The 23206-nt window shown below is 42.9% G+C and carries 16 protein-coding genes; 12 read left to right on the forward strand and 4 right to left on the reverse strand.

Annotated elements, in window-relative coordinates; genetic code table 11:
* Positions 1 to 40: 40 nt before the first annotated feature.
* Together F8N35_RS09865 and F8N35_RS09870 are read right to left on the reverse strand one after the other, a co-directional pair.
* Positions 41 to 3292, reverse strand: a complete 3252-nt coding sequence (locus tag F8N35_RS09865) for a S41 family peptidase (RefSeq protein ID WP_293052108.1) — start codon at positions 3290 to 3292, stop codon at positions 41 to 43.
* Positions 3293 to 3460: 168 nt separating this feature from the next.
* On the reverse strand, positions 3461 to 4474 hold the full coding sequence (locus F8N35_RS09870; protein WP_293052111.1) for an aldo/keto reductase: 1014 nt from the start codon (positions 4472 to 4474) through the stop codon (positions 3461 to 3463).
* A gap of 281 nt (positions 4475 to 4755) precedes the next feature.
* On the opposite strand from F8N35_RS09870, the gene F8N35_RS09875 reads away from it, so the two are divergent.
* The 12 genes from F8N35_RS09875 to F8N35_RS09930 all read left to right on the forward strand — a co-directional run bounded on the left by F8N35_RS09875 (position 4756) and on the right by F8N35_RS09930 (position 21314).
* A complete protein-coding gene (locus F8N35_RS09875; RefSeq protein ID WP_293052114.1) occupies positions 4756 to 5937 on the forward strand; it encodes an MFS transporter in 1182 nt (393 codons plus the stop codon).
* Between the two features lie 117 nt (positions 5938 to 6054).
* On the forward strand, positions 6055 to 7464 hold the full coding sequence (locus tag F8N35_RS09880) for an N-6 DNA methylase (protein ID WP_293052116.1): 1410 nt from the start codon (positions 6055 to 6057) through the stop codon (positions 7462 to 7464).
* The gene (locus F8N35_RS09885; RefSeq protein ID WP_293052118.1) at positions 7461 to 9023 is read left to right on the forward strand and encodes a restriction endonuclease subunit S; all 1563 of its coding nucleotides are present in this window, start codon (positions 7461 to 7463) and stop codon (positions 9021 to 9023) included. Before F8N35_RS09880 ends, F8N35_RS09885 begins: the two co-directional genes overlap by 4 nt.
* Positions 9020 to 10621: an ATP-binding protein gene (locus tag F8N35_RS09890; RefSeq protein ID WP_293052120.1), complete on the forward strand. Its 1602-nt coding sequence runs from the start codon at positions 9020 to 9022 to the stop codon at positions 10619 to 10621. Before F8N35_RS09885 ends, F8N35_RS09890 begins: the two co-directional genes overlap by 4 nt.
* Complete coding sequence (locus F8N35_RS09895; protein WP_293052123.1) at positions 10618 to 11424, forward strand: hypothetical protein; 807 nt, start codon at positions 10618 to 10620, stop codon at positions 11422 to 11424. The genes F8N35_RS09890 and F8N35_RS09895 overlap by 4 nt, the downstream gene beginning before the upstream one ends.
* Before the next feature lie 356 nt (positions 11425 to 11780).
* Positions 11781 to 12788, forward strand: coding sequence for a glycosyl hydrolase 53 family protein (locus F8N35_RS09900; protein WP_293052126.1), 1008 nt, complete (start codon positions 11781 to 11783; stop codon positions 12786 to 12788).
* A gap of 586 nt (positions 12789 to 13374) precedes the next feature.
* Complete coding sequence (locus F8N35_RS09905; protein ID WP_293052129.1) at positions 13375 to 13794, forward strand: PaaI family thioesterase; 420 nt, start codon at positions 13375 to 13377, stop codon at positions 13792 to 13794.
* Entirely contained in the window at positions 13791 to 14909 is a 1119-nt protein-coding gene (locus F8N35_RS09910) for an isochorismate synthase (RefSeq protein WP_293052132.1), read from the forward strand. The genes F8N35_RS09905 and F8N35_RS09910 overlap by 4 nt, the downstream gene beginning before the upstream one ends.
* A gap of 51 nt (positions 14910 to 14960) precedes the next feature.
* Positions 14961 to 16676, forward strand: a complete 1716-nt coding sequence (gene menD / locus F8N35_RS09915) for a 2-succinyl-5-enolpyruvyl-6-hydroxy-3-cyclohexene-1-carboxylic-acid synthase (protein ID WP_293052135.1) — start codon at positions 14961 to 14963, stop codon at positions 16674 to 16676.
* Entirely contained in the window at positions 16669 to 17502 is an 834-nt protein-coding gene (locus F8N35_RS09920) for a hypothetical protein (protein WP_293052138.1), read from the forward strand. The genes menD and F8N35_RS09920 overlap by 8 nt, the downstream gene beginning before the upstream one ends.
* 70 nt (positions 17503 to 17572) lie before the next feature.
* The gene (gene menB / locus F8N35_RS09925) at positions 17573 to 18397 is read left to right on the forward strand and encodes a 1,4-dihydroxy-2-naphthoyl-CoA synthase (protein WP_293052141.1); all 825 of its coding nucleotides are present in this window, start codon (positions 17573 to 17575) and stop codon (positions 18395 to 18397) included.
* Between the two features lie 739 nt (positions 18398 to 19136).
* Positions 19137 to 21314, forward strand: a complete 2178-nt coding sequence (locus tag F8N35_RS09930; RefSeq protein WP_293052144.1) for an ATP-binding protein — start codon at positions 19137 to 19139, stop codon at positions 21312 to 21314.
* Between the two features lie 3 nt (positions 21315 to 21317).
* Here the strand turns inward: F8N35_RS09930 and F8N35_RS09935 are convergent, their stop codons facing one another.
* Together F8N35_RS09935 and F8N35_RS09940 are read right to left on the reverse strand one after the other, a co-directional pair.
* Complete coding sequence (locus tag F8N35_RS09935) at positions 21318 to 22067, reverse strand: response regulator (RefSeq protein ID WP_293052146.1); 750 nt, start codon at positions 22065 to 22067, stop codon at positions 21318 to 21320.
* A 6-nt stretch (positions 22068 to 22073) separates the two neighbouring features.
* Positions 22074 to 23060: a histidine kinase gene (locus F8N35_RS09940; RefSeq protein ID WP_293052149.1), complete on the reverse strand. Its 987-nt coding sequence runs from the start codon at positions 23058 to 23060 to the stop codon at positions 22074 to 22076.
* Positions 23061 to 23206: the final 146 nt, after the last annotated feature.

The following is a 23206-nucleotide window of genomic DNA, read 5'->3' on the forward strand; positions in this document are numbered from 1 at the left end:
TCAGTTGCGACCCTTTGAATATTTCATCAAAAGCAATGCGTTATTTCTTCTTACTATCGACCTGTTTCAGCAGCACTTCCACCGCTTTTTCAATCTGTTCGTCTTCTCCCTGCTGAATCAGTTCGGGACGTTGGGCCACTTTATAATCGGCTTCCAGCTGCATGTTTTCTAAATAGTTGCCGTCGTTATCGCGCATTCCCACGATAGGAATTCCGAAAATGAGGGTTTTGTCCTGCAAAGTTTCCCACCACACACTGCTCATGGTTCCCGGCACGGGCATCCCTACCAAATCGCCGATACCTACATGCTTGTAAACATACGGAGTACCGTGTGCATTTGAGTAGTTGGCTTCGCAAACGAGCATGATCGATGGTTTGTTCCAGCGACGACTCGGCATGTCGCACGCCTCTTTGCCACGCATTACCTGCGAGAAATATTTCTTGCCACTGAAAAGCACCTCGATATCCTCGTGCAGACGGCCACCGCCATTGTAACGGGTATCGATCACGATACCATCACGATCGTTGTATTTGCCCAACAGGTCGTTATAGATTTCGCGGAAACTACCGTCGTTCATTGCCTGCAAATGCACGTAACCCAAACGCCCTTTCGAGAGTTTGTCAACCAGTTCGGCATTGCGTTTCACCCAACGATCGTAGAGCAGATCGTTGTATTTGGTGCGGGTAACCGGTTTTATTGTTTCATCCCACCGTTCTTTGGTCGAAGGATTGTAGAAAGACACCTTCACATTTTTATTCGCCAACAGGTTAAGCATCGGGAAATAATCTTCTCCTTTGCTGATCTGCTGTTCGTTGATTTTTTCAAGGATAACACCCTCTTTCACTTTCGATGTTGCCTTGTTGAACGGTCCTTTTTCGAGCACTTCGGTCACCTGCAGTCCGTCCCCCTTGTAATTCCAGTCGAAGAAAAGACCCAGTTCTGCAGTTTCGTCTCCCGAGGCTTCGGGACGATAGCGACCTCCGGTATGTGATACGTTCAACTCCCCCAACAGTTCGCTCAACAACTCTTCAAAATCGAAGTTATTGTTGATGTAAGGCAGATATTGGGCATATTCTTTGGCATAATAATTCCAGTCGACACCGAAAATATCTTCGCGAAAAATCTTCTCGCGCACCTGTTTCACCACGTGGTCGAACATATACTGGCGTTCGGCAGGACGATCGAGCACTTTTTGCGCGTTGTAGGCAATCGGCGTTTTCTTTTCTCCTGCCAGCGTTATCTTTTGCGGTGCAACGGGCGAGAGCACAAAGAGGTTCTTCTCGTCTTTGTCGAAAGCGAGCGTTGCCTCTTTGGCATTGAGCTTCATCATCAGTTTGGTCTCCTGCTTGCGCAACTCATTTGTCCAGAGGTCGTATCCGTTTTCAAAAGCCGAAAGGTAATAGAGTTTTTCGCCATCTTTCGAGATAACGGCATCGCCCATTTTCGACGAGTTGATGGTAACCCGCACGATGCGATCCTCAATATTATCGAGTTCCAGCTTTATCTCCTTTACTTTCTCTTTTGCATCAGCTTTTTTATCTTCTTTCTTGTCAGCACCCTCCGTTTTTTTGTCATCTTCTTTCTTTTTATCAGAGCTATCCTTCAACAATTCGGCCTCTTCTTTAGAGAGTTTGAACTTGTCGTACGCCTCTTTGTTGAGGAAGACCAGAAAAGCATCGTCGAGCGAGCCCCACGAAGCGTGACTGCGCATCCCGTAACGGTCGCAGAAGAAGAGAATGGCATCACCTCCCATCACAAATTTCGGATTGCGGTTGGTATAGCCGCTCGCCACCAGGTCGATAATGGGTTCGCCACCCTTGGTGCTGACGATGCCTATGTCATTGTAAGGCCAGTGTTTATTGGGCGTGTAGTCGAATGTGATCCACTTGCCGTCGGGCGACCAGTTAAAATCGAGATCGCCATCGGAGCTCGAGAAGGTGGTTTTGCCGTCGGTGATCTGACGCACTTTCTTATCGGCGAGGGTAATGATTTTCAATTCGCAACGATTTTCGTAGAAAGCGATCTCTTTACCGTCGGGCGAAAATTTGGGATACATCGCATTGCGGGGAGTGCTATAAACACACTCTTCGTTGATGATGGTTGCATTCGGGAAGTTGGGCTCTTTCGCATCGGCGATGGATGCCACGTAAAGATTCCAGCTACCATTGCGTTCACCGGAATAAACCAGTTTTTTGCCATCGGGGCTAAAATTCACCTGACGCTCCTGTTCCGGGGTATTGGTGATTTGCTTGGTCGTTCCGTAATCTACCGAAGAGACAAAGACATCGCCACGGAAGATAAAAGCCATCTGCTTGCCGTCGGACGAAACTACCGCTTCGGAAGCGTCTTTTCCCGATTTGAGCACTTCCGTCTCTTCGGCTGAGTCGTCACGTTTTACGTTGACGCTGATTTTCTGTGGCTTACCGTTTGGTTGCTGTGTATATATTTCTCCTTGGAAAGTATAACACAGCGTTCCGTTACGTGATGCCGAAAGGAAACGCAACGGATCTTTTTTGAACGACGTAACCTGAGTCACGTTTTTCGGATCGGCAACCGGAAATTTGAACACGTTGAAGCTGCCGCCCCGTTCGCCCAGAAAATAGAGGGTTTTGCCGTCGGGAGAAAGCACCGGAGTGCGGCTCTCACCGTTGGTGGCAGTCAGTTTGGTGTATTTTTTATTCTGGGTGTCAAACATCCAAATATCCCGCACGACCGACGAGGTGTGGTGTTTTCTCCAGCGGTTTTCAACACCTTTGATGTCGTTGTAATAGATGAATTTCCCATCCTGACTCATCGTTGCCTCATCGGCAGGCACCGCGAAGATCTGTTCGGGACGACCGCCTTTCACAGAGACCTTGTACAACTCGCCATAGCTGCGGAAAGTGAGGCTGGCAGCCGGATCCTGAATCAACCCGCTGTAAATAATCTCTTTCCCGTCGGGCGTAAAGCAATAAGGTGCTTCGTTGGACGAATGGGTCGTCCAACGAACGGGATTGCCACCGTCGGCATCCATCACGTAAACGTCGAAGTTGCCCTTTCGATTGGAGGCAAAAGCAATTTTGCTGCCGTCGGGTGACCAAACAGGACGATAATCATAGGCAGGATTACTGGTAAGCTGACGAGCAGTTCCTCCCTGGTTGTCAACCACATAAATATCTCCCTGGTAGGAGAAAGCAATTTTGCTGCCGTCGGGCGAAATGGCCGGATAGCGCAACCATTTGGCCGGATTTTGCGCCCATAGCATACCGACCGTCATCACACAAAATAGCAGAATAAAGGTTTTCTTTAGCATATATGAAATTTATAAATGATTCCTTGAAACAACGTAGTCATCACTCTTTGAGAATGGTAGATTAGAAGGGGTTCAAAATTAAGGAAAAAAATCGAATCTATATTCATGCAAAAAAGGCAGCCCCGGAGAACCGAAACTGCCTTCAACTACTAAAAAAATACCACAATTTTATTCCCGATACCGACTCTGACGTTCGATCATCCAACCAGGATATTCGGGTGTCAGTTTGCTCACTTCATCCAGACGGCTTAGTTCATCGTCGGTAAATTTTACCTCAATTGCTTTGAGGTTGTCTGCCAACTGCTCCGGCTTCTTTGCTCCCACAATTACCGAAGTAACGACCGGTTGATGAAGCAACCAGGCTAACGCAATCTGTGCTACGGAGATTTCTTTCGACGCTGCTATCTCCTGCATCACGTCGATAATGTCGAACGCTTTCTCCTTGTCAATAGGAGGAAAATCGAAGTTGACGCGACGGCCCTCTTCGGTAGATGCGTTACGACTGTATTTCCCGCTTAGAAAGCCTCCGGCCAGCGGGCTCCAAACCATCAGCCCCATCTTCTGGTCGAGCAACAATGGCACTAACTCGCGTTCCAGATCACGCCCGGCGATGGTGTAATAGGCCTGCAACGACACATATTTTGCCAGTCGGTTTTGTGCCGAGATACCCTGCGATTTCATAATTTGCCAGGCCGCCAGGTTGGAGCAACCGATATAGCGAACCTTGCCGCTTTTTACCAACACATCAAGTGCTTCCAGCGTCTCTTCAAACGGTGTCAACGGATCGAAGCCGTGAATCTGATACAGGTCGATATAGTCCATATTCAGGCGTTTCAGACTCTCGTCGGCCTGTTGCAGGATATGTTTGCGGCTCAATCCAGTTTGGTTGGGACCCTCGCCCATCATGCCGCACACCTTAGTGGCGATTACCAAATCATCGCGTTTCAGACCCAAATCACGGATGGCCTGTCCGGTCATCTCTTCGCTCAGATCCAGACTGTACACGTTGGCCGTATCGATAAAGTTGATGCCTGCATCGACCGCCTGTTTTACCAATCCATTCACCTCCTCCTGAGGCAGCGTTCCGATGGCTGTCCAGTAGCCTTTGCCGCCGAAAGTCATCGTGCCAAGGCAGAGTTCGGACACCATCAATCCTGTATTTCCGAATTGTTTATACTTCATATATTTTCTTCTTTTAGAATTGTTGTTTTAGTGAGGGGGTCGCTTGGAGCGATCCCCTCACTTATTCTTAACCAATTTGCGATTACAAATGTCGTTGAACAAAGTGGGAAATGGTACTCTTTGTCCCATTAAAAGATGTGAAAGAACGGATCTGCCGGCACACCACTGGGTGCAGCGACCTCCGAGTCGCTGTAAAAAATAATGCGAGTCGGAGCTCGCATCACCCAATTGTATCTGCCTGCGAAATATCTACCTTTGCAGTTCCATTCGCTTTCATCACAATGACTCCAACCGATACTCCCAATAAATCTCTTTCGCGCTTTCAGGTAATGCTGATGGCGGTGGCAGCCGGCATTTCGGTTGCCAATATCTATTACAATCAGCCTATTCTGAAAGATCTGTCCCTCACCTTCGGATGCACCGAAGCGCAGGCCGGACTCACCTCCATGCTTGCACAGATCGGTTACGGACTCGGACTCTTTTTTATAACGCCACTGGGTGACAAGGTGAACAAAAAATCGCTGATTGTAAACCTATTGATGCTGTTGTTTCTCTCGTTGTTGCTGATGATTTTCGCGTCCAGCATCCTACAGGTGTGGGTGCTCAGCGTACTCATCGGCATCCTGTCGGTAGCCGTGCAGGTGATTCTGCCCATGGCGGCCGGTCTCGACAGCGTTAACCGGGGCAAAACGGTGGGCACCATCTTCACCGGAATCCTCATCGGCATCCTTGCCGCGCGGGTGTTCAGCGGTGCTATTGCCGAATGGCTCACGTGGCGATGGGTTTACGGCTTTTCGGCGATGGCGGTATTGGCAGTTACCATACTGCTTAAAACCTATCTGCCCGAAGTGGAAACCCCGTTCAAGGGCAGTTACCTGAAACTGCTTGGCTCAGCACTCGGCATGTTGCCACGCTATCCGCTGTTGCGCAAAGTGGCACTGATAGGCGCTTTCCAGTTCGGCATCTTCTGCTCCTTCTGGACCACTCTCACGTTTCACCTCAGCGGGGAACCTTTCAATTTCCATACCGACACCATCGGTCTCTTCGGATTGGTGGCCATAGCCGGAGCATTGATGGCCCCGCTTTTCGGGAAACAGTCCGACCGGGGAAACACCAACCGCGTGCAGCTCTACGCCATTGCGATGATGATTGGCGCCGTACTGCTGATGCTCTTTCTCGGCCAGTCGGTGATAATGCTGGTGGCTGCCGTGCTTCTGCTCGACATCGGGGCGCAGGCCATGCAGGTGACCAACGTGGCACTGGTCTACACCCTCGACGAGTCGTCGCACAGCCGCATCAACACCATCTACATGACCACCTTTTTCACCGGCGGCGCGCTCGGCACCTTCGTAGGACTGCTCTGCTGGCAAGCCGGCGGCTGGCTCTGGGTAACGCTGCAAATGCTCACCTGGGCAGTGATGATCCTGCTGATTTTGATGGGGTTCCGGACGAAAAAACACTGATAAACAAATATATGTGTCAATTTGTAAAATAGCCAAATTTTGCCGACACATGAAAAGATTATATCGTCATATTCATATATCTTTGTGAGTTAAAAAAAATAATTGACAGAAAATTAAATGAGAAATATTACATCAATAGTAAAATCCATAAGGGATATAATGAGAAAAGATGCTGGATTGGATGGGGATGCTCAAAGAATATCTCAATTAGTTTGGATGCTATTTATGAAAATATTCTCTGACAAAGAGAATGAATGGCAAAAAACAATTGATGACTATATTAGTCCAATACCAAGTGAATTAAAATGGGAGAATTGGGTTGTAAAGAATAAACTTTCTGGAGACGAATTGATATTATTTATTAATGATAAGCTATTCCCGACTCTGAAAGAAATTGAAGGAGAATCGAAACGATTTGAAATTGTGAGGTCTGTATTTGAAGACACTTTTAATTTCATGAAAAATGGCAATCTTTTTAGGCAGGTTGTAGATGAAATCAATACAATCAATTTTTCAGGTGATAAGCATACCTTTAATGAGATCTACGAAACAATTCTAAAAGAGCTGCAAAATGCAGGATCATCAGGAGAGTTTTATACTCCAAGAGCCGTGACTCAGTTTATTGTTGATATGATTCAGCCCAAACTTGGGGAAACAATTTTGGATCCTGCATGTGGTACAGGCGGTTTTTTGACATGTAGTATTGACTACATTGTAAAAAAAGATATTACAAATGATGAATCTGCAATTTTAAATAAGGCGATAAGAGGTGTTGAGAAAAAGTCTTTACCACATTTACTGTGTACAACTAATTTAATGTTGCATGGATTAGATGAACCTTCTGTTGTTAGGGGAAATATGCTTAATAAGCCTTATGATAGTTGGAAAAATGATACACTTGTTGATATAGTACTTTCAAATCCGCCTTTTGGAGGCATAGAAGAGGAAGAAGTAGATAAAAATTTCCCGAAAGATTTTCAAACAAAGGAAACTGCTGATCTTTTTCTAGCTCTGATTATAAAGATTTTAAAAAAGAAAGGACGTGCCGGAGTTGTTCTTCCTGACGGAATACTATTTGGGAATGGGGTAAAAACCAGAATTAAAGAACAACTGTTGGAAACATGTAATCTACATACGATTATTCGATTGCCGGGAGGTGTTTTTAACCCATATACAGCCATAAAAACCAATATCCTTTTTTTTGAAAAGGGTAAAAAGACAAAAGATATTTGGTATTATGAAATGCCATTACCAGAAGGAATAAAAAGTTTTAATAGGAGCAGGCCTATAGAGATAAATCATTTTGATGACATTAAAACTTGGTGGGTTAATCGAAAAGAAAATGAATATGCATGGAAAATTTCAATGAAGGAAATACAACAAAGAAATTTCGATTTAGATATAAAAAATCCTTCTACACAAGAGTCAACATCAACCTATTCAAGTAAAGAATTGATTGAGTTAATCGAAGAGTCTTTTTCTAGAAGTCAAAAATTGATTGAAGAATTAAAAGCATCGCTTTTATGAGAGATTGGAAAAAAGTAAAACTTGGCGATTTACTTACGGAATCAAAGATTGTATCAGAAAAACCAGATGCAAATAAACGATTGACTGTAAGATTACATACAGAAGGTATTGAAAAGCGACCATACTCAAAGGATAAAAAGGGAGCTACCAAATATTATATTCGTTCAAAAGGGCAATTTATTTATGGTCGTCAAAATCTACATAAAGGGGCGTTTGGTATTGTTCCTGACGAATTAGATGGTTTTGAATCGAGTGCTGACATCCCTGCGTTTGATGTTGATAAATCATGTCTACCTGAATGGATTTATTACTTTTTTAAAAAAGGAAACTTTTATTTAAAGCTCGAACCAATAGCAAAAGGTGTTGGTTCTAAGAGAATAAATCCGAGTCAAATTTTCAATCTGGATATTTTAATTCCTTCCATTGAAGAACAAAAGAAGTTGTTAGCCAAAGCCATTAATCTTACGAAAAAATATGAGCAAGCTGATATTGAGTTCAAAAAACAGATTGAACATGTAAAACAATTAAAACAAACAATATTCTCTGATGCTGTTACAGGCAAATTGAGTGAAGAATGGAGGAAAAACAATTTAAATAAAAAGCACGCTAGTGAACTTCTAAAACAAATAAATAAGAGTTTCCAATTTGAACCTGAGAATAATCGTTTAAATGAGAATGAAGAACCCTTCATAATTCCAGATTCTTGGATTTGGTGCAATCTTAGTCAGATAATCATTGATAAACCGAAGAATGGTTATTCACCCAAAGGTGTTAATTACGAAACTCAAACAAAATCACTGAAATTAAGTGCCACCACTAAGGGAATATTTGATGATACTCAAATTAAATATATTGAAGAAGAAATACCTAAAGATTCACACTTATGGCTTAAAAACGGTGATATTTTAATCCAAAGGAGCAACTCTTTAGAATATGTCGGAATTAGCGCTATTTACCATGGTGCAGATGATGAGTTTGTTTATCCTGACTTAATGGTAAAAATACAAGTGGTTTTGAATATGCAAGAATATATTCATATATGCTTAAATTCACAGTATATAAGAACTTATTTTAGAAGCAATGCAAGTGGAGCATCCACTAGTATGCCAAAAATAAATCAAGCTCTTATACAAAAAGCTCCAATTCCATTGCCGCCCATTGAAGAACAATGTAAAATTGTTACCGAAGTAAATAGGCTAAACAATATTTGTAAGGAGCTTGAAGTTGAGGCCAATAAAAACATTTTGAATGCGAAAATGATATTTGATTCTTCCTTGATGGAAATATTAGGAGAAGACTTAATTACATTTCAGAGTGTCGATAAGACGAAAGAAAATGTTCAAAAAAAGAGAATAATTAAATTTGATAGTAAAACTACGCATATGGATTTAGTTGAGTTATTAAAGGATCATGGAAAACTACATGCTGAAGATCTTTGGAAAATGTCAAAGTTTCCTGAAAGTATTGATGACTTCTATGCAGAATTAAAGCATCAAATTGAGGTTAAAAAATCAATAAAAGAAGTTGAAAACGAAAAAGGTTATCTTGAACTAGTATGAGAATAGATAAGATATATATCGAAGAGTTTAAAAATTTGAATCAATTCTGTGTTGATTTAGATGAAACCAAAATGCATACTGTATTTATTGGTGAAAACGCAGCAGGTAAATCTAATTTACTAGAAGCAATCGTTATAATCTTTAGGGATTTGGATTTGGATGATCAAACTGTCTTCGATTATATTATCGAATATCAATGCAAAGGCAATCTTATAAAAGTGGAAGGAGGCCCCAATATAAAAGGTAAGTTTCAGATGTATCTGGGTGAACGAAAAGATGGTAAAATTGAATATTCGTCACGCACAGTTTCAAAAAAAGAGATAAGAGAACACAAAGAAGAGTATTTGCCAAAATATGTATTCTCATATTATTCTGGTTTAAGTAACCGTTTGTTGGAACATTTCGATAAACACCAAAAAAGGTTTTATGATGATTTATTAAAGGGAGTTAATGCTCCTCAGAGACCTCTTTTTTATGCTAGATTAATTCACAGTCATTTTGTATTGATGGCATTCTATGCATTCCAAGATGAAGAAGTAAATAATTTTTTAGCAGAATATCTTGATATTATTGGCCTTGAGTCAATTCTTTTTGTGCTTAAAAAACCAAATTGGTCTGGTGATAAAAAAACGGGAGATCCAAAATTTTGGTATGCTAAAGGTGTAGTAAAAGACTTTCTAAATGATTTATGGGAAGCATCTATGGCTCCAATAAAATCCACTGCAACAATCCGTGAAGATTTTAATAAATACCCAGAACAGGAGCAGCTCTATTTATATGTATCAAATCAAGATAAGTTACAAAGTCTGGCTGGGAAATATGGTACTAATACTGAGTTTTTTAAAAGTTTAGAGAGTACATATATTTCTGATTTAATTCAAGAGGTTCGAATAAAAGTCAAGAAAAGAAATGTTAATGGTGATATTACATTTAAAGAACTTTCTGAAGGAGAACAACAGCTTTTAACTGTTTTAGGTTTACTTCGATTTACAAAAGAAGAAGAATCGTTAATTCTTCTAGATGAGCCTGACACTCATCTGAATCCACTTTGGAAGTGGAAATACTTAAATCTGATTGAAAAAATAGCACAAGAACCTGAATCCAGCCAAATATTAATGACAACTCATGATCCTTTAGTAATTGGAGGCTTAACCAAAGAAGAAATTAGAATATTCCATGCACAAATACAGAAAGTTGAGAATGGTAAAGAAATTAAAAGAATATCAACTTTTCAACCAGATTTTGATCCAAGAGGATTGGGTGTAGCAGGAATATTAACAAGTGAGTTTTTTAATTTGCCAAGTACTTTGGATGAAGCGACTTTAAAGCTATTAAATGATAGAAATGAGCTTATAACTAAGCAGTCTAATAAAGGTCTTGATGATGATGAACTGGAACAACTTAATGACATATTCTTAAAACTAAGTGGATTAGGGATAAATACAACGGATCGAGATCCATTGTATCAAAAATTTTTAACTCTAGTTTCTCAAAGAGATGAATTCAAAATTGAGAAGCCAACAAAAGAAGATAAAAGAAAGCAAGATGAAATAGCTCTGGAAATATTGGATGAACTTTTTAAAGAAGAAGATTTATGAGATATATTGATTTAGAAAACAATCCACCTCCACAAGATTGGATTGATAGAGCTGATGCTATAACTCAACAATTGATTAATGCCACAACTCAGGATGATAGAAATGCAATTATCGATGCAAACCAAGGAATGTGGACTGAACTAAAAGATCATTTAAGAGGGTTAAGTAATAATAAATGTTGGTATTCAGAATCAAAAAATGATAGTGCTCACTGTCATGTAGATCATTTTCGACCTAAGAAAAAAGCAATCGATGAAAATGGAGATGATAAAGGAGGGTATTGGTGGCTAGCTTTTGATTGGTTAAATTATAGATATTCTGCACCTGCTGAGAATGTGAGAAAAAACAGTTATTTCCATGTAAATAATCATAAAGCCAATACTCCTGATGATTCAATTTTAATGGAGGATATTCGTTTCTTAGATCCAACGGATATAGAAGATCCAGACAAGCTTGCATTCACAAACGAAGGATTTGTTGAGCCTAGAGCTTCTGAAAAGAATTCAAGGAATTATATACAAGCCGAATATACCATTAGGAGGATGAATCTGAACAAAACTGAAATGATCGATACACGAAAAGATAAATTCGTAAAAACTCAGAATTTAATCAAAGCGACACAAAACTTAGTGGCTCAACAAGAAAAAGCTTTTTGTCCTGCAAGAAAGCAAAAGATAATAGATAACATGAAGCTTATTTTAGAATTGGCTTCTTCTGAATCTGAATATTCAGCTGCAGTGAAGTATTGCATGAGAAGTGCGGGTTTGGCATGGGTTAATGGACTGTTAGAAAGGGCGGCATAATGAATTTGAATCTAATGCCAATCCCTAACATCCATACACATTGCCAAGTCGTTCAAAAAGGACAGCACGCCGCTAGCGCGAGTCTCCTGACTCTTGCTCATCATATTCGGCAATAGCATCAGGGGCGTTAGCCCTATCGTCTTGGTAGCACAAACCGGGAAATTGTAAAAGAGGGGCGTAGCCCTGATATCTAAACGACTCATCAGAGGAAATAGATCAGAGCTACGCTCCTCCGGCTTCATTTTTCTATGCTCTTTCTACAAAGACTACGGAGCTATCGCCCCTAAATTTGCGCTCGTTCATATTTATATTCTGATAGTGCAATAATTGTGTCCAATAATCAAACTCATCCCCCTATGAAACTCATCTATAAAATCACCCTGCTTTTACTGCTTGCCGGAGCCATCCGGCCGTGTAAGGCGCAATTTGCCAAAGGTGCCGATGTGGGTTGGTTGCCCCAGATGGAGGCTACCGGGTTTAAATTTTACGACAGCGACGGCAATGCCAAAGATTGCCTGCTGTTGCTCAAGGAGCGCGGCATCAACACCATCCGCCTGCGGGTGTGGGTCAATCCTTCCAACGACAGAGGGAGCGGCCATTGCGGCAAAAAAGAGACGGTGGAAATGGCGCAACGGGCTCAGAAACTGGGCATGCGCCTGATGATCGATTTTCACTACAGTGACTCGTGGGCCGATCCTGCCAAACAGAAGAAACCGGCTGCCTGGGAAAAGCATTCGTTCCCGGAATTGTGCAACGACGTGTACAAACATACGTTTGAGGTGCTCGACACGCTGAAATCGGTCGGCATCACGCCCGAGTGGGTGCAGGTGGGCAACGAAATTCCCGGCGGTATGCTCTGGCCCGAGGGTAGCACCTCCAACTGGCCGCAACTGGCGCAGCTGCTTAACAAAGGGTACGATGCCACCAAAGCCATCGATCCGAAGATCAAGGTGATTGTGCACCTCGACGAAGGCAACAACAACGCAAAATACCGCACTTTTTTCGATAATGCCACACAACACGGGGTGCGCTACGACATTATCGGCATGTCGTACTACCCCTACTGGATCAACAAAAGTTACAAGGCCACCCTCGGCGATCTGGTCGCCAACATGAACAACATGATTGCCCGCTACAACAAGGATGTAATGATTGTGGAGATCGGTGAAGAGGACCGGCTGGTGGACGAAACCTACAATATGCTCACGGCAGTGATCAAAGCCGTCAGATCCATTCCCGGCAAACGGGGATTGGGTGTCATCTACTGGGAACCGGAAGGAGCCCGTAGCTGGAGCCACTACGCCCTCGGCTGCTGGCAAGACGACGGAAAACCCTCACCGGCGCTGGATGCTTTCAAAAAATAGAAAAGAGGATGTCACAAAATAGATATTGATTTATAATAACTTACGAATCGAAAGTAGATTTTTGTTCTTATACCCCAAACCCCTGAAGGGGCTATAAATCTGCGATTTTTATTGGTGCAAAAGTCCCCTTAAGGGGAATCGAAGATCAGCGAAGCTAATTAGGGGCGGAAAGTATGGAATAGTTTATAAGTTTATCAATAACAACATTGACTTTTGATACTTCCTCTTTTTTATGTTAGGGGCTTCCGCCCCTGCCCCCTACCTACTTTATTGCCTTGACGCAAAAAGTAGGCAAAAAAGTCAAGGCTATGCCCGCTTCACTCAAAAAACTGGCGTTCGCCAAGCTAAACCGCCCAAACTTGCTTCTTCCTTTCGTCAGAAGCTTCAAACAATGGGCGATTTTACGCTCGTCTCACTTGTTTTTTGGCTCACCGGACAAGGCCGAGCCAAATCTGCTATAACAACTTGGACATTATCATCATGCTTTTTAAATACATATCTCTGGTACCAACATTGCAGACATCACCTTTCCCCTACTTTTTTGTTATCTTTGTGTCCGCTTAAAACCGGCGTTTTAACGAAAATCATGAACAAGAATCTCACTATAGATCAGTACAATGAGTTGTGCAAAGGCACGCTGATGGAACACTTAGGGATGAAAATTACCGTGGTGGAAGAGGGTCGCGTGGAAGCTACCATGCCCATCGACCGGCGCACCGTTCAACCGGTAGGAATCCTGCACGGCGGCGCCACCATCGCTTTGGCTGAGTCAGTAGCGGGCGTTGGATCTTATTATCTCTGTTCGCCCGAAGAACATGCCGTGGGGATGCAACTGAGCGTCAACCACATCTCATCGCCCCGCAAAGGCGAAGTGAAAGCAGTAGCCGTAATCCTGCATCAGGGCAAAAAAAGCCACATCTGGCAGGTAGAGGTCTTCGCGGCCGACAACAAACTGGTTTCGGTGATTACCGTTACCAATATGATTATCAAAAAGAAAGTTTCTTGACAGATCAATTGATACATATCGAACTGATAAACAAACTCACGCTGGCTGGTTCCTGTTTCGCGCTTTACCGGCTTCCGGGAAAGGAGAGCGTCCGCCTTGTTTATCAGACATCGGGGCAACCCACGCTTATCCGCTCGATTTCCGAACTGAACTACCGCGAAGGGTTTGTCTTTGCCCCGTTCCAAATCACAGACAAGCATCCGCTGCTACTCATCAACCCGGAAAAACATCTTGCCGGTTGGGAAGCCATCGGAGCATTCCTTTCAGCGTTGGCCATCAACGATAAAGAGAACGCTTCCGGAGAAATTTTGGCCCATTCGCCACAAAAAAACACAAAGTCCACCTATCTTGCTGCTTTTGATAAATTTATCGGAGCGTTGCAATCGGGCAGGTTCAATAAATTAGTGCTTTCACGCTGCACAGCCATTGCCCGCCAACCGGAATTTTCGCCTGCCGAAGCATTTCTCCGTGCCTGCGCGAAATACCCCGGAGCTTTTGTCTACCTCTGCCACACGCCCGTTTCAGGCACCTGGATGGGAAGCACGCCGGAGGTGTTACTGAAAGGAAGCCATGCCGCCTATCAAACGGTTGCGCTGGCTGGAACCCGCAAGGCCAAAACCGACTGCACCACCGCCACCCGCTGGGATCACAAAAACAAGAACGAGCAGTCGCTGGTAGCTCTCTACCTGCGGGAGGTACTCGCGCGCAATGCTGAAAGCTGGAGCGAAGAGAAGACCGAAACGTTGACTGCCGGTAACGTGGTTCACCTCAAAACCGGATTTTCTTTCGCCTATCCATCAACCGATAAACTGGGCAGTTTGTTGCAGCAATTGCATCCCACACCGGCCGTTTGCGGCTTACCGAAAGAGGAAGCCTACCGCTTTATTCTGGCCGAAGAGGGTTACGATCGCGAATATTACTCCGGATTTACCGGCTACCTGTCGGCTAAAAATCAAACGGATTTATACGTAAATTTGCGCTGCATGAAGATCGAAGCCGAAGAGCTGAAACTCTTTGCCGGCGGCGGCCTGCTCCCCTCTTCCTCCCGCGAAACGGAGTGGAAAGAAACGGAAGAGAAGCTGAAAACGATGAAACAAATCATCGAGGTCTCTTAAAGAAATTTTCATTGGCATATCGGCATATTTTATACATTGACCCATTGAACAATGTTTTCCAATAAACCCAACATATTACAACTTGCCTCGCTGATGCTGCAATACGGCATTCGTCACGTGGTGCTTTCACCCGGATCGCGAAATGCGCCGCTGATTCACACCTTTACGCAGCACCCCGATTTTACGTGCTACACCGTAGTCGACGAGCGCTCTGCCGCTTTTTTTGCTCTGGGATTGAGCCAAAAGCTGCAACAACCGGTGGCTGCTTGCTGCACCTCGGGAACGGCACTGCTCAACTACGGTCCGGCCATTGCCGAGGCGTTTTATCAGGAGATTCCGTTGCTGGTTATCTCTGCGGACCGCCCCGAAGCGTGGATCGGTCAGGCCGACGGGCAAACCATTCCGCAAAACGGAGCATTTGCCGCTATCACCAAAAAGAGCGTTCAATTGCCGGAACCAACAAACGATACCGACGAATGGTACTGCAACCGTCTGATTAACGAATCGTTGATTCAACTGACAGCCAACGGAAACGGTCCGGTGCATATCAACGTGCCGCTTTCGGAACCGCTCTACCAGTTTACAACACCAGCTTTACCGGAAGCGCGACAAATCACATTTCATGCTGCCAAACCATCTTTTGAAATTGAGCATGTTAAATCGGTCTGGAGCACCTCATCCAAACGAATGATTGTGGTGGGTCAGTTACCGCCCGAAAACGGTCTGGACAACATACTCGCTTCCCTTTTGCAAAAGGGCGATGTGGTCATACTGGCAGAACAGATCGGCAATGTACACACTTCGCAACAGATCGGCAATTTCGATTTGGTGCTGGCATTATTGTCGGAGGAAGAGTTGAATAATTATGCTCCCGATTTGCTGATTACCCTGGGCGGACATCTCACCTCCAAACGGTTGAAACAGCTGTTGCGCAAGCACAAACCACAGCATCACTGGGATATTCGTCCCGATGGCAAGGTAAAAGATACGTTCCAGACACTCACCGACTTGATTCCGACTGATGCAGGGGATTTTTTGCAACAGTTAGCTGAAAACATCATTACTGAGAAAGATAAAGAGAATAATTTCAGCAAGTTGTGGCAAGATAAATCAATGAAGGTAGATCAGGAAGTTGCCCGTTTTATGAAAGAGTCTCCCTTCTCCGATCTCACTGTCATCAATGCGTTTATACAAAGTTTGCCACAGCAATCCTCGCTCCATTTGAGTAGCAGTGCGCCTATCCGTTATGCTCAGATCTGCAACCTGAATCCGACGGTTTCGGTTCTCTCCAACCGGGGCACCAATGGCATCGACGGATCGATGTCTACTGCGGTAGGGTATGCTACGGCCAACGAAGGAATGACTTTCCTGCTGATCGGTGATCTGAGCTTCTTCTACGATATCAACGCCTTGTGGAACAAACAGATCAGTAAAAACCTGCGGATATTGCTGGTAAACAACGGAGGCGGCAACATGTTCCACCTGATTAACGGACCGCAGCAATCGGAAGCCATGGAAGGTTACATTGCCTGTCATCATAGCGAATCGGCCAAAGATCGGGTGCTGGCTTTCGGGTTACACTACCTTTCGGCCACCAATTTTGATGAACTCGATCGATGCCTGCCCTATTTCTGCAACCCGGACGAAGACTACCCGTTGGTACTCGAGGTTTTTACCCATACCGAAACCAATGCATACGTTTTCAGCCGTTTATTTGATGCCTTGAAAGAAAATTTAATGACCCATGACTTCATTGGATATGATTAAAAAATTTCTCTTTCTTTTACTCGCTCTGGTGGCCATCGTCTCCTGTTCTAAAAACGAGGAAGAACAGATTGGCCCACTGCAAGTCGATAAATCATCGGTTGTGCTTTCGACTGATAATCCTTATGCTGCCATCCAAATAATAAAGGGCTCCGGCAATTATTCTGTTTCCTCATCCAACGAATCCGTTGCTGTATATCTGTTACTGGAAAACACCTTATATATTTCCGGGAACGCAATGGGAAATGCGACTGTTACCCTCAGCGATGGAGAAGGAAATAGCGTCAAAATTAAAATAGAAGTAAAAAATTATATCCCCCGAATAGTTCCTTTATCTACAGTTATCTTTCTAAAAAAGGGAGATACAAAATCTATTGAGGTCACAAAAGCCAATGCCGTTTTTGCTATAGAATCCGGAAGCAATTCTATTCAGGTAAAAGAAAGCGGCAATAAGGTAATGATAAGCGGGTTATCACTTGGAACCGCCACTTTATACTACTTTGAAGATTTTTGGCCCGCACAGATATATAACGTGCAAATCATAGAACATTATCCATTTTCAATAAGTCCGGGTTCTTCAAACATCTCAGTAAATAACGGCAAAGACGGTGAGCTATATATCATCTCCGGAAGTGGATCGTATAGCCTTAGCACATCAACCTCAGGTGTCATTTCCACAGAACTCCGACCATATCCAATAGCTGCAACCTTATCTCAAAATAACCCTGCGGTTGTTTATTATAAGGCCATGGCTTCCGGAGTTTCTGTTTTAACCGTCACAGATAATGAAACTGGCGAAAGTAAATCATTTTCCCTTAGGGTAAACTAATCTGGACCAGAAATTTATCTCCCGATTCAAATTGTAAATCGCAAATTACTAAATTGTAAATAAAATAGTTATGTCAACAACACGTCAATGGGAAACCATTAAAGAATACGAAGAAATTCTGTTCGAATATTTCGAAGGAATTGGAAAAATTACCATTAACCGTCCGCGTTACCGCAATGCGTTCACACCAACCACAACCATGGAAATAAGTGATGCATTGCGCATTTGCCACGAAAATCAGGATATTTACGTTGTGGTGCTGACCGGAGCCGGCGATAAGGCATTTTGTGCTGGCGGCGACCAGAACGTGAAAGGAAAAGGCGGTTACATCGGTAAAGATGGCGTTCCACGCTTGCAGGTGCTGGAGGTGCAAAAGCAAATCCGTTCGCTCCCCAAACCGGTCATTGCCATGGTAAACGGCTATGCTATCGGTGGCGGACACGTGCTGCAGGTGGTATGCGACCTCTCCATCGCTTCCGACAACGCCATTTTCGGACAGACCGGTCCGCGCGTGGGAAGCTTTGATGCAGGCTTTGGCTCGTCCTATCTGGCTCGCATCGTTGGCCAAAAGAAAGCGCGTGAAATCTGGTTCCTTTGCCGCCAGTACAACGCTCAACAGGCGCTCGAAATGGGGCTCGTGAATACCGTCGTTCCATTCGACCAACTGGAAGACGAAATGGTGAAATGGGCGCACGAAATGATGCAGCACAGTCCAATGGCGATGCGCATGATCAAGATGGGACTCAACGCCGAACTCGACGGACAGGCAGGTATTCAGGAACTGGCCGGCAATGCCACCCTGCTCTACTACCTCACCGATGAAGCGCAGGAAGGCAAAACCGCATTCCTCGAAAAACGCAAACCCGATTTCAAGAAATTCCCGAAATTTCCCTGATAATCAGCCAACTGAAAACCACGAAAGGGGGAACGACATCACATCGTTCCCCCTTTCTGCTAACCAATGCAACTACACAAATTTGATTCCTGAATGACGTGAGGATCCACCGGACGGTCTCTTATTCATCAAACATGGGCAAAATCCATTTGTGGGAGTTGCGTTTCTCAACTGATTTATATCCTTTTGCCGACATCACGTCGCCGCCGGGATGGAAAAATATAATTATCTCTTTAGATTATTGATGATTGAATTATTAAGAGTTTTGCTCGTAGCATTGCTGAATTTTCGAACAAAGTTAGTACCATATTTTCTGTCGACGAGCACCTGAAAGAGGCTAAAATGACCTATTCAATTCATCATTCTATTGCTGGTTCATGATCCCGAATACCGTGGCTATAACTTCATCATTTTCTGATTTTTTATCGCAACGCAACAAAATAGTTAAACAGATAAAATGATGAATTCAATTCGTCATTTTGGGATTGTCATTCATTGATACAAACACATTATATCATTGAATATCTAACAATTAAGATGCATTTATTCACTGTAAATATTTATGTTTCAGGAAAAGCAAGAAAGCAAATTGATTCAGTTGAGCTTCAGTTTGTATAGCCAATTTATTGACTAACAGAATTTAGCTATCTTTGCACGCTGAAATAAATCACATCAACCAGATAATCAAAAGAGAATACAACCAGCTGTCAAAGATGGTTGTGTAAATAAAATTCGGGCTATGAGAAAACTCCAACTACAAAAAATCACACCCTTTTCGTGGATCACCTTGTCGCTTTTGGCGCTAATTGTAGCCGCAACTGTTATTGCCATTGTAGTTCGCCAGCAACAAAAAAACAGGATCAACACTGCACTGAAAATTTTGCAGGACAGTAACCAGCCGGTGAAACAGGTTGAAGCTACTCTTGAAATACTCTATCAGTCTGAAAATAAATTCAGAGAATATACTCTTACATACGATAAAGCCCACCTTGAAAACTACAGAAAAAGTATCGTTGACCTGAAAGCACATATTGATACCCTTCAGCAAATGTCTTTACAGCTTGATAACGATGAAAGCAAAGACCGGGTTCAGCAGACTCTCTTATCGCGCAATAAAGAAGCCGGAAAATATCTACGGCTCAACAGACTGACTGATTCTTTAATGGTTGTTTTGTCTGTATTCGATTCTGTACCTCTCAAAAACGCCAACGACAAAATTGCTCTCCGGTCATTTACAATCGAAGACAGTAACATCAATATCGATACTATTGGGATGTCGAATACGACAAAGACCAAGAAGAAAGGGCTGTTCGGAAAAATCAAGTCGTTTCTTGTAGGGGAAAAAGAAACGCAACAGGTGACAAAAACCAAAATGGTGGTCAAAACCAATAAAACCACTAAGACTGACACCGTCGCATCCCCGACAAACAGCATACGTCAATTGGCCAACTTGCTTATAGACAGAGGAAATACGTTCTATCAAAAGCAAATGAAAACCATGCTCCGCAAGCGCATGGAGCAACGTGCAAGCGAATTGAAACTTGTACAAATGAATAATTCGCTGATGAACGAGATTAAAGGAATGTTGGATGACATGCAACTCACTTTCCAGAACAAAGATTATCATGTCCGCGGCAAATCGACCACTACAATCTACCAATCATCTTCCGTACTGCATACTGTTTTATTGATTACTATTATCGGAATTTTCCTGCTGGCACTGGCTGTTGTTTATATGCTAAGAAGAAAATCCATTGATAATGAAATTATTAAAGCATCGGAAAAGAAAGCTGTTGAAGAAGCATCGGAAAAGAGTAAGTTTCTGGCCTATATGAGTCATGAGTTCCGCTGTCCGGTGTCGCTGGTATTGGGATATACCGAACAACTGGAACAAACCGGCTTGTCTGCCGAGCAGGCGAAATATTTGTCCAATCTGAAATCGTCTTCCGAAATCCTTTTATCAACTGTAAACGATATTCTCGACCTGTCGACTTTGCGCGCCGGACAAATGGTTTTGCTCTCGGAACCGTTTAGCCCTGAAGAAGCTTTGAATAAAGCGATTGCAACATTCCAGCAACAGGCAAAAGAGAAAAATCTTCAGCTCAAATACAACCGGACAGATAATGCCGCACTGGTAGTCGGCGACGAGATTCGTCTGCGTCAGATCATTAACAACCTGTTGAGCAACGCAATCAAGTACACCAAACAGGGTTCCGTTTCTGTTTCTTCAGCACTTGTGCCGACCAATGGAAAAATGACTCTTGAACTGAAGATTGCCGATACCGGTATAGGCATTCCGGCAGATAAACTGGGACAAGTTTTCGATGAATACCAAAGAGTGCACGATTCCTCTTCGTCAAACTGGATTATCGGCACCGGCTTGGGATTATCGGTTACCCGCCAGCTGGTTGAAAGAATGGGAGGAACAATAACGGTGAAAAGTGAATTGAACAAAGGATCTGAATTCACGGTAAAAATACCTTTCCAACCCTACTTGGGCACACTCAAAGCGAAGCAGACCGCCGACACAAAAACCGCTGTACTGCCGGACAACCTGAAAATTCTGGTAGCAGACGACAATTATCTCAATATCTCTTTACTAAAGTCTGTTTTCGAAAGAACCAATGCCGTTGTTGACGTTGCGGAAAACGGTCAGATTGCATTCGACAAACTCTGCTCCCAAAAGTATGATATTCTGCTCAGCGACTTGTATATGCCTGTTATGAATGGAATTGAGCTGGCAAAAAGAATCCGTGCACATCAAAATGCAACAGTCAAAAACATTCCGATGATTGTTCTGTCGGGAAATATTTCTCCTGAAATAACGAAAGAAATAATGGAAGCCGGCATCAACGGATATCTGCTAAAACCGTATCAGCAGAATGATTTGTTTAGCCTGATTGTGAAGCAATTCTGATAATTACTTCTTCCGGTTGTCTTCGTTAAGCGAAGAATCAATAGCAGACATTACGGCTTGTTTGTATGAAATGCCTATTGGGAGGCGCTTCTCAAGGACAAGAACATCGTTGTTTGTATAGGAAGAAATGTATTTTTTGTTGACTATAAATGATTTATGAATTTGTAGAAAGATAGAAGCAGGGAGAGTTTCCATCATTTTACGGGTACTGGAAGTCGCCATCAACGAATGTCCTTCAAGGATTACCTTAACATAGTTTCCATAGCTCTGTAAATAAACAATTTGCGTCGGATTAACCCATTCGGATGACATCCCCATTTTTATTTCAACATCTTCGAAATCTTCAGGTTCACTCATTTGAGTCTTCAGATTAAGCAGGTCGGCTCTCTCAATAACACGTTCCACGGCTCTGTTGAACTGCTGCCGCGTAATCGGCTTCACTAAATAGTCAACCACATTGTATTCGAAGCTATTCAGGGCATATTGCGAAAAAGCAGTTGTAAATACAACCATCGGTTGGTATTTCAGCGTATTAAGCATATCAAATCCTGTAAGCCCGGGCAAGTTAATGTCCAGAAACAAAACATCAACCGGATGCTGCTCCAGAAGCTGAAAAGCCTCGGTAGCATCAAAGGCACACCCGACCAATTCAAGTTGGTCAACCTGACTGATGTATGAACTAAGAACCCATTGAGCAGGTTGTTCATCTTCCACAATCACACACTTAAGTTTACGACTGCTCATTTCCATCATTATTGCCTATAATTTAATTTCCATTCTTGTCGTTTGCACATGATCCCTTTCTTCAAATTTCAACAAATTTTTCCCCGGAAAGAGAGCGTTCAAACGCTTATTTATTAACTGAAAACATTCATTTTCAACTTTTTTCGCATCCATATCAGGCGATATGGTGTTCTTTATCAACAAAGAGATTTTAGCCTTGTTTGCTACAATTGTCACATCAACAGACGGTTTAAGATGATGATTCTTACTCCTTTTTATAGCAGCCTCTACCAAAGGATAAAGAAGCAGTGAAGGTATTTTTGCAGAAGCATCGGCAATATCCTGAGTAAATACAATATTGCATCGAGCTCCCAACCTCAGTTTCTCAATATCGAGAAAGCTCTGTATCATCGACACCTCTTCCTGTATTTCAATTGTTTCCCGTTTGGAAATATTCTCTCGGAAACGAAGAAGTTCCGACAGTTTGTATGTATAATCGAGCGATATTTCTCTGTCCACCATGATCGTAGCAGCCAAATTGTTTAGCGTATTGAACAGAAAATGCGGATTCATTTGCATTTTTAGCAAGTCAAGTTCTTGTTGCTTAAAAGCCAACTCGTTGATTATCTTTTGATTATTTTTTTTCAAAGCACTGATCGTTATATACGAAAACAACCAGCCTCCACTCAGAAAACATAGAACTACCAAATAGCTCCACTTGTTTTCCCAGGCTTTTTCCGATCCAACAAAAGCAGCACTGATTCTCATCGTTACCGCAGTGGTGATACCTATCAGAATAACAAACAATATGGCGATTATCAGCAATTTATAGTTATTGGAAGTCAATTTCTTATAAATGACACATAGCCCATAATTAAGCGCTGCCACCAATGCAATCCATAACCCTGCCGCAATATAGTTTTTCCACGTAACCTCCCCACACAACATATTAACAATCAATAATATGTACATTAAAAATGTCACTATAATACCCGAATGCAGGGAAATGTTGTTGTTTCTCACCTTGTGCAATTTATTTTGTTGAGTTACGTGTTCTCCTAGCAAAAATACTAAAATTCTTTGATACCATCTTTTAAGAGGAATAACGACTTGTGGTTAAACTCCATCTTAGTTCCAAAATCAGTAACTTTGCAAGCTTACATACAAAA

This window comes from Paludibacter sp., assembly GCF_009712605.1.
Taxonomy (GTDB): domain Bacteria; phylum Bacteroidota; class Bacteroidia; order Bacteroidales; family Paludibacteraceae; genus Microbacter.

Excerpts from the sequence above, each read along its gene's own strand:
- F8N35_RS09865 (WP_293052108.1), bottom strand. The coding sequence starts at position 3,292 with ATGCTAAAGAAAACCTTTATTCTGCTATTTTGTGTGATGACGGTCGGT.
- F8N35_RS09870 (WP_293052111.1), bottom strand. The coding sequence starts at position 4,474 with ATGAAGTATAAACAATTCGGAAATACAGGATTGATGGTGTCCGAACTC.
- F8N35_RS09875 (WP_293052114.1), top strand. The coding sequence starts at position 4,756 with ATGACTCCAACCGATACTCCCAATAAATCTCTTTCGCGCTTTCAGGTA.
- F8N35_RS09880 (WP_293052116.1), top strand. The coding sequence starts at position 6,055 with ATGAGAAATATTACATCAATAGTAAAATCCATAAGGGATATAATGAGA.
- F8N35_RS09885 (WP_293052118.1), top strand. The coding sequence starts at position 7,461 with ATGAGAGATTGGAAAAAAGTAAAACTTGGCGATTTACTTACGGAATCA.
- F8N35_RS09890 (WP_293052120.1), top strand. The coding sequence starts at position 9,020 with ATGAGAATAGATAAGATATATATCGAAGAGTTTAAAAATTTGAATCAA.
- F8N35_RS09895 (WP_293052123.1), top strand. The coding sequence starts at position 10,618 with ATGAGATATATTGATTTAGAAAACAATCCACCTCCACAAGATTGGATT.
- F8N35_RS09900 (WP_293052126.1), top strand. The coding sequence starts at position 11,781 with ATGAAACTCATCTATAAAATCACCCTGCTTTTACTGCTTGCCGGAGCC.
- F8N35_RS09905 (WP_293052129.1), top strand. The coding sequence starts at position 13,375 with ATGAACAAGAATCTCACTATAGATCAGTACAATGAGTTGTGCAAAGGC.
- menD (WP_293052135.1), top strand. The coding sequence starts at position 14,961 with ATGTTTTCCAATAAACCCAACATATTACAACTTGCCTCGCTGATGCTG.
- F8N35_RS09920 (WP_293052138.1), top strand. The coding sequence starts at position 16,669 with ATGATTAAAAAATTTCTCTTTCTTTTACTCGCTCTGGTGGCCATCGTC.
- menB (WP_293052141.1), top strand. The coding sequence starts at position 17,573 with ATGTCAACAACACGTCAATGGGAAACCATTAAAGAATACGAAGAAATT.
- F8N35_RS09930 (WP_293052144.1), top strand. The coding sequence starts at position 19,137 with ATGAGAAAACTCCAACTACAAAAAATCACACCCTTTTCGTGGATCACC.
- F8N35_RS09935 (WP_293052146.1), bottom strand. The coding sequence starts at position 22,067 with ATGATGGAAATGAGCAGTCGTAAACTTAAGTGTGTGATTGTGGAAGAT.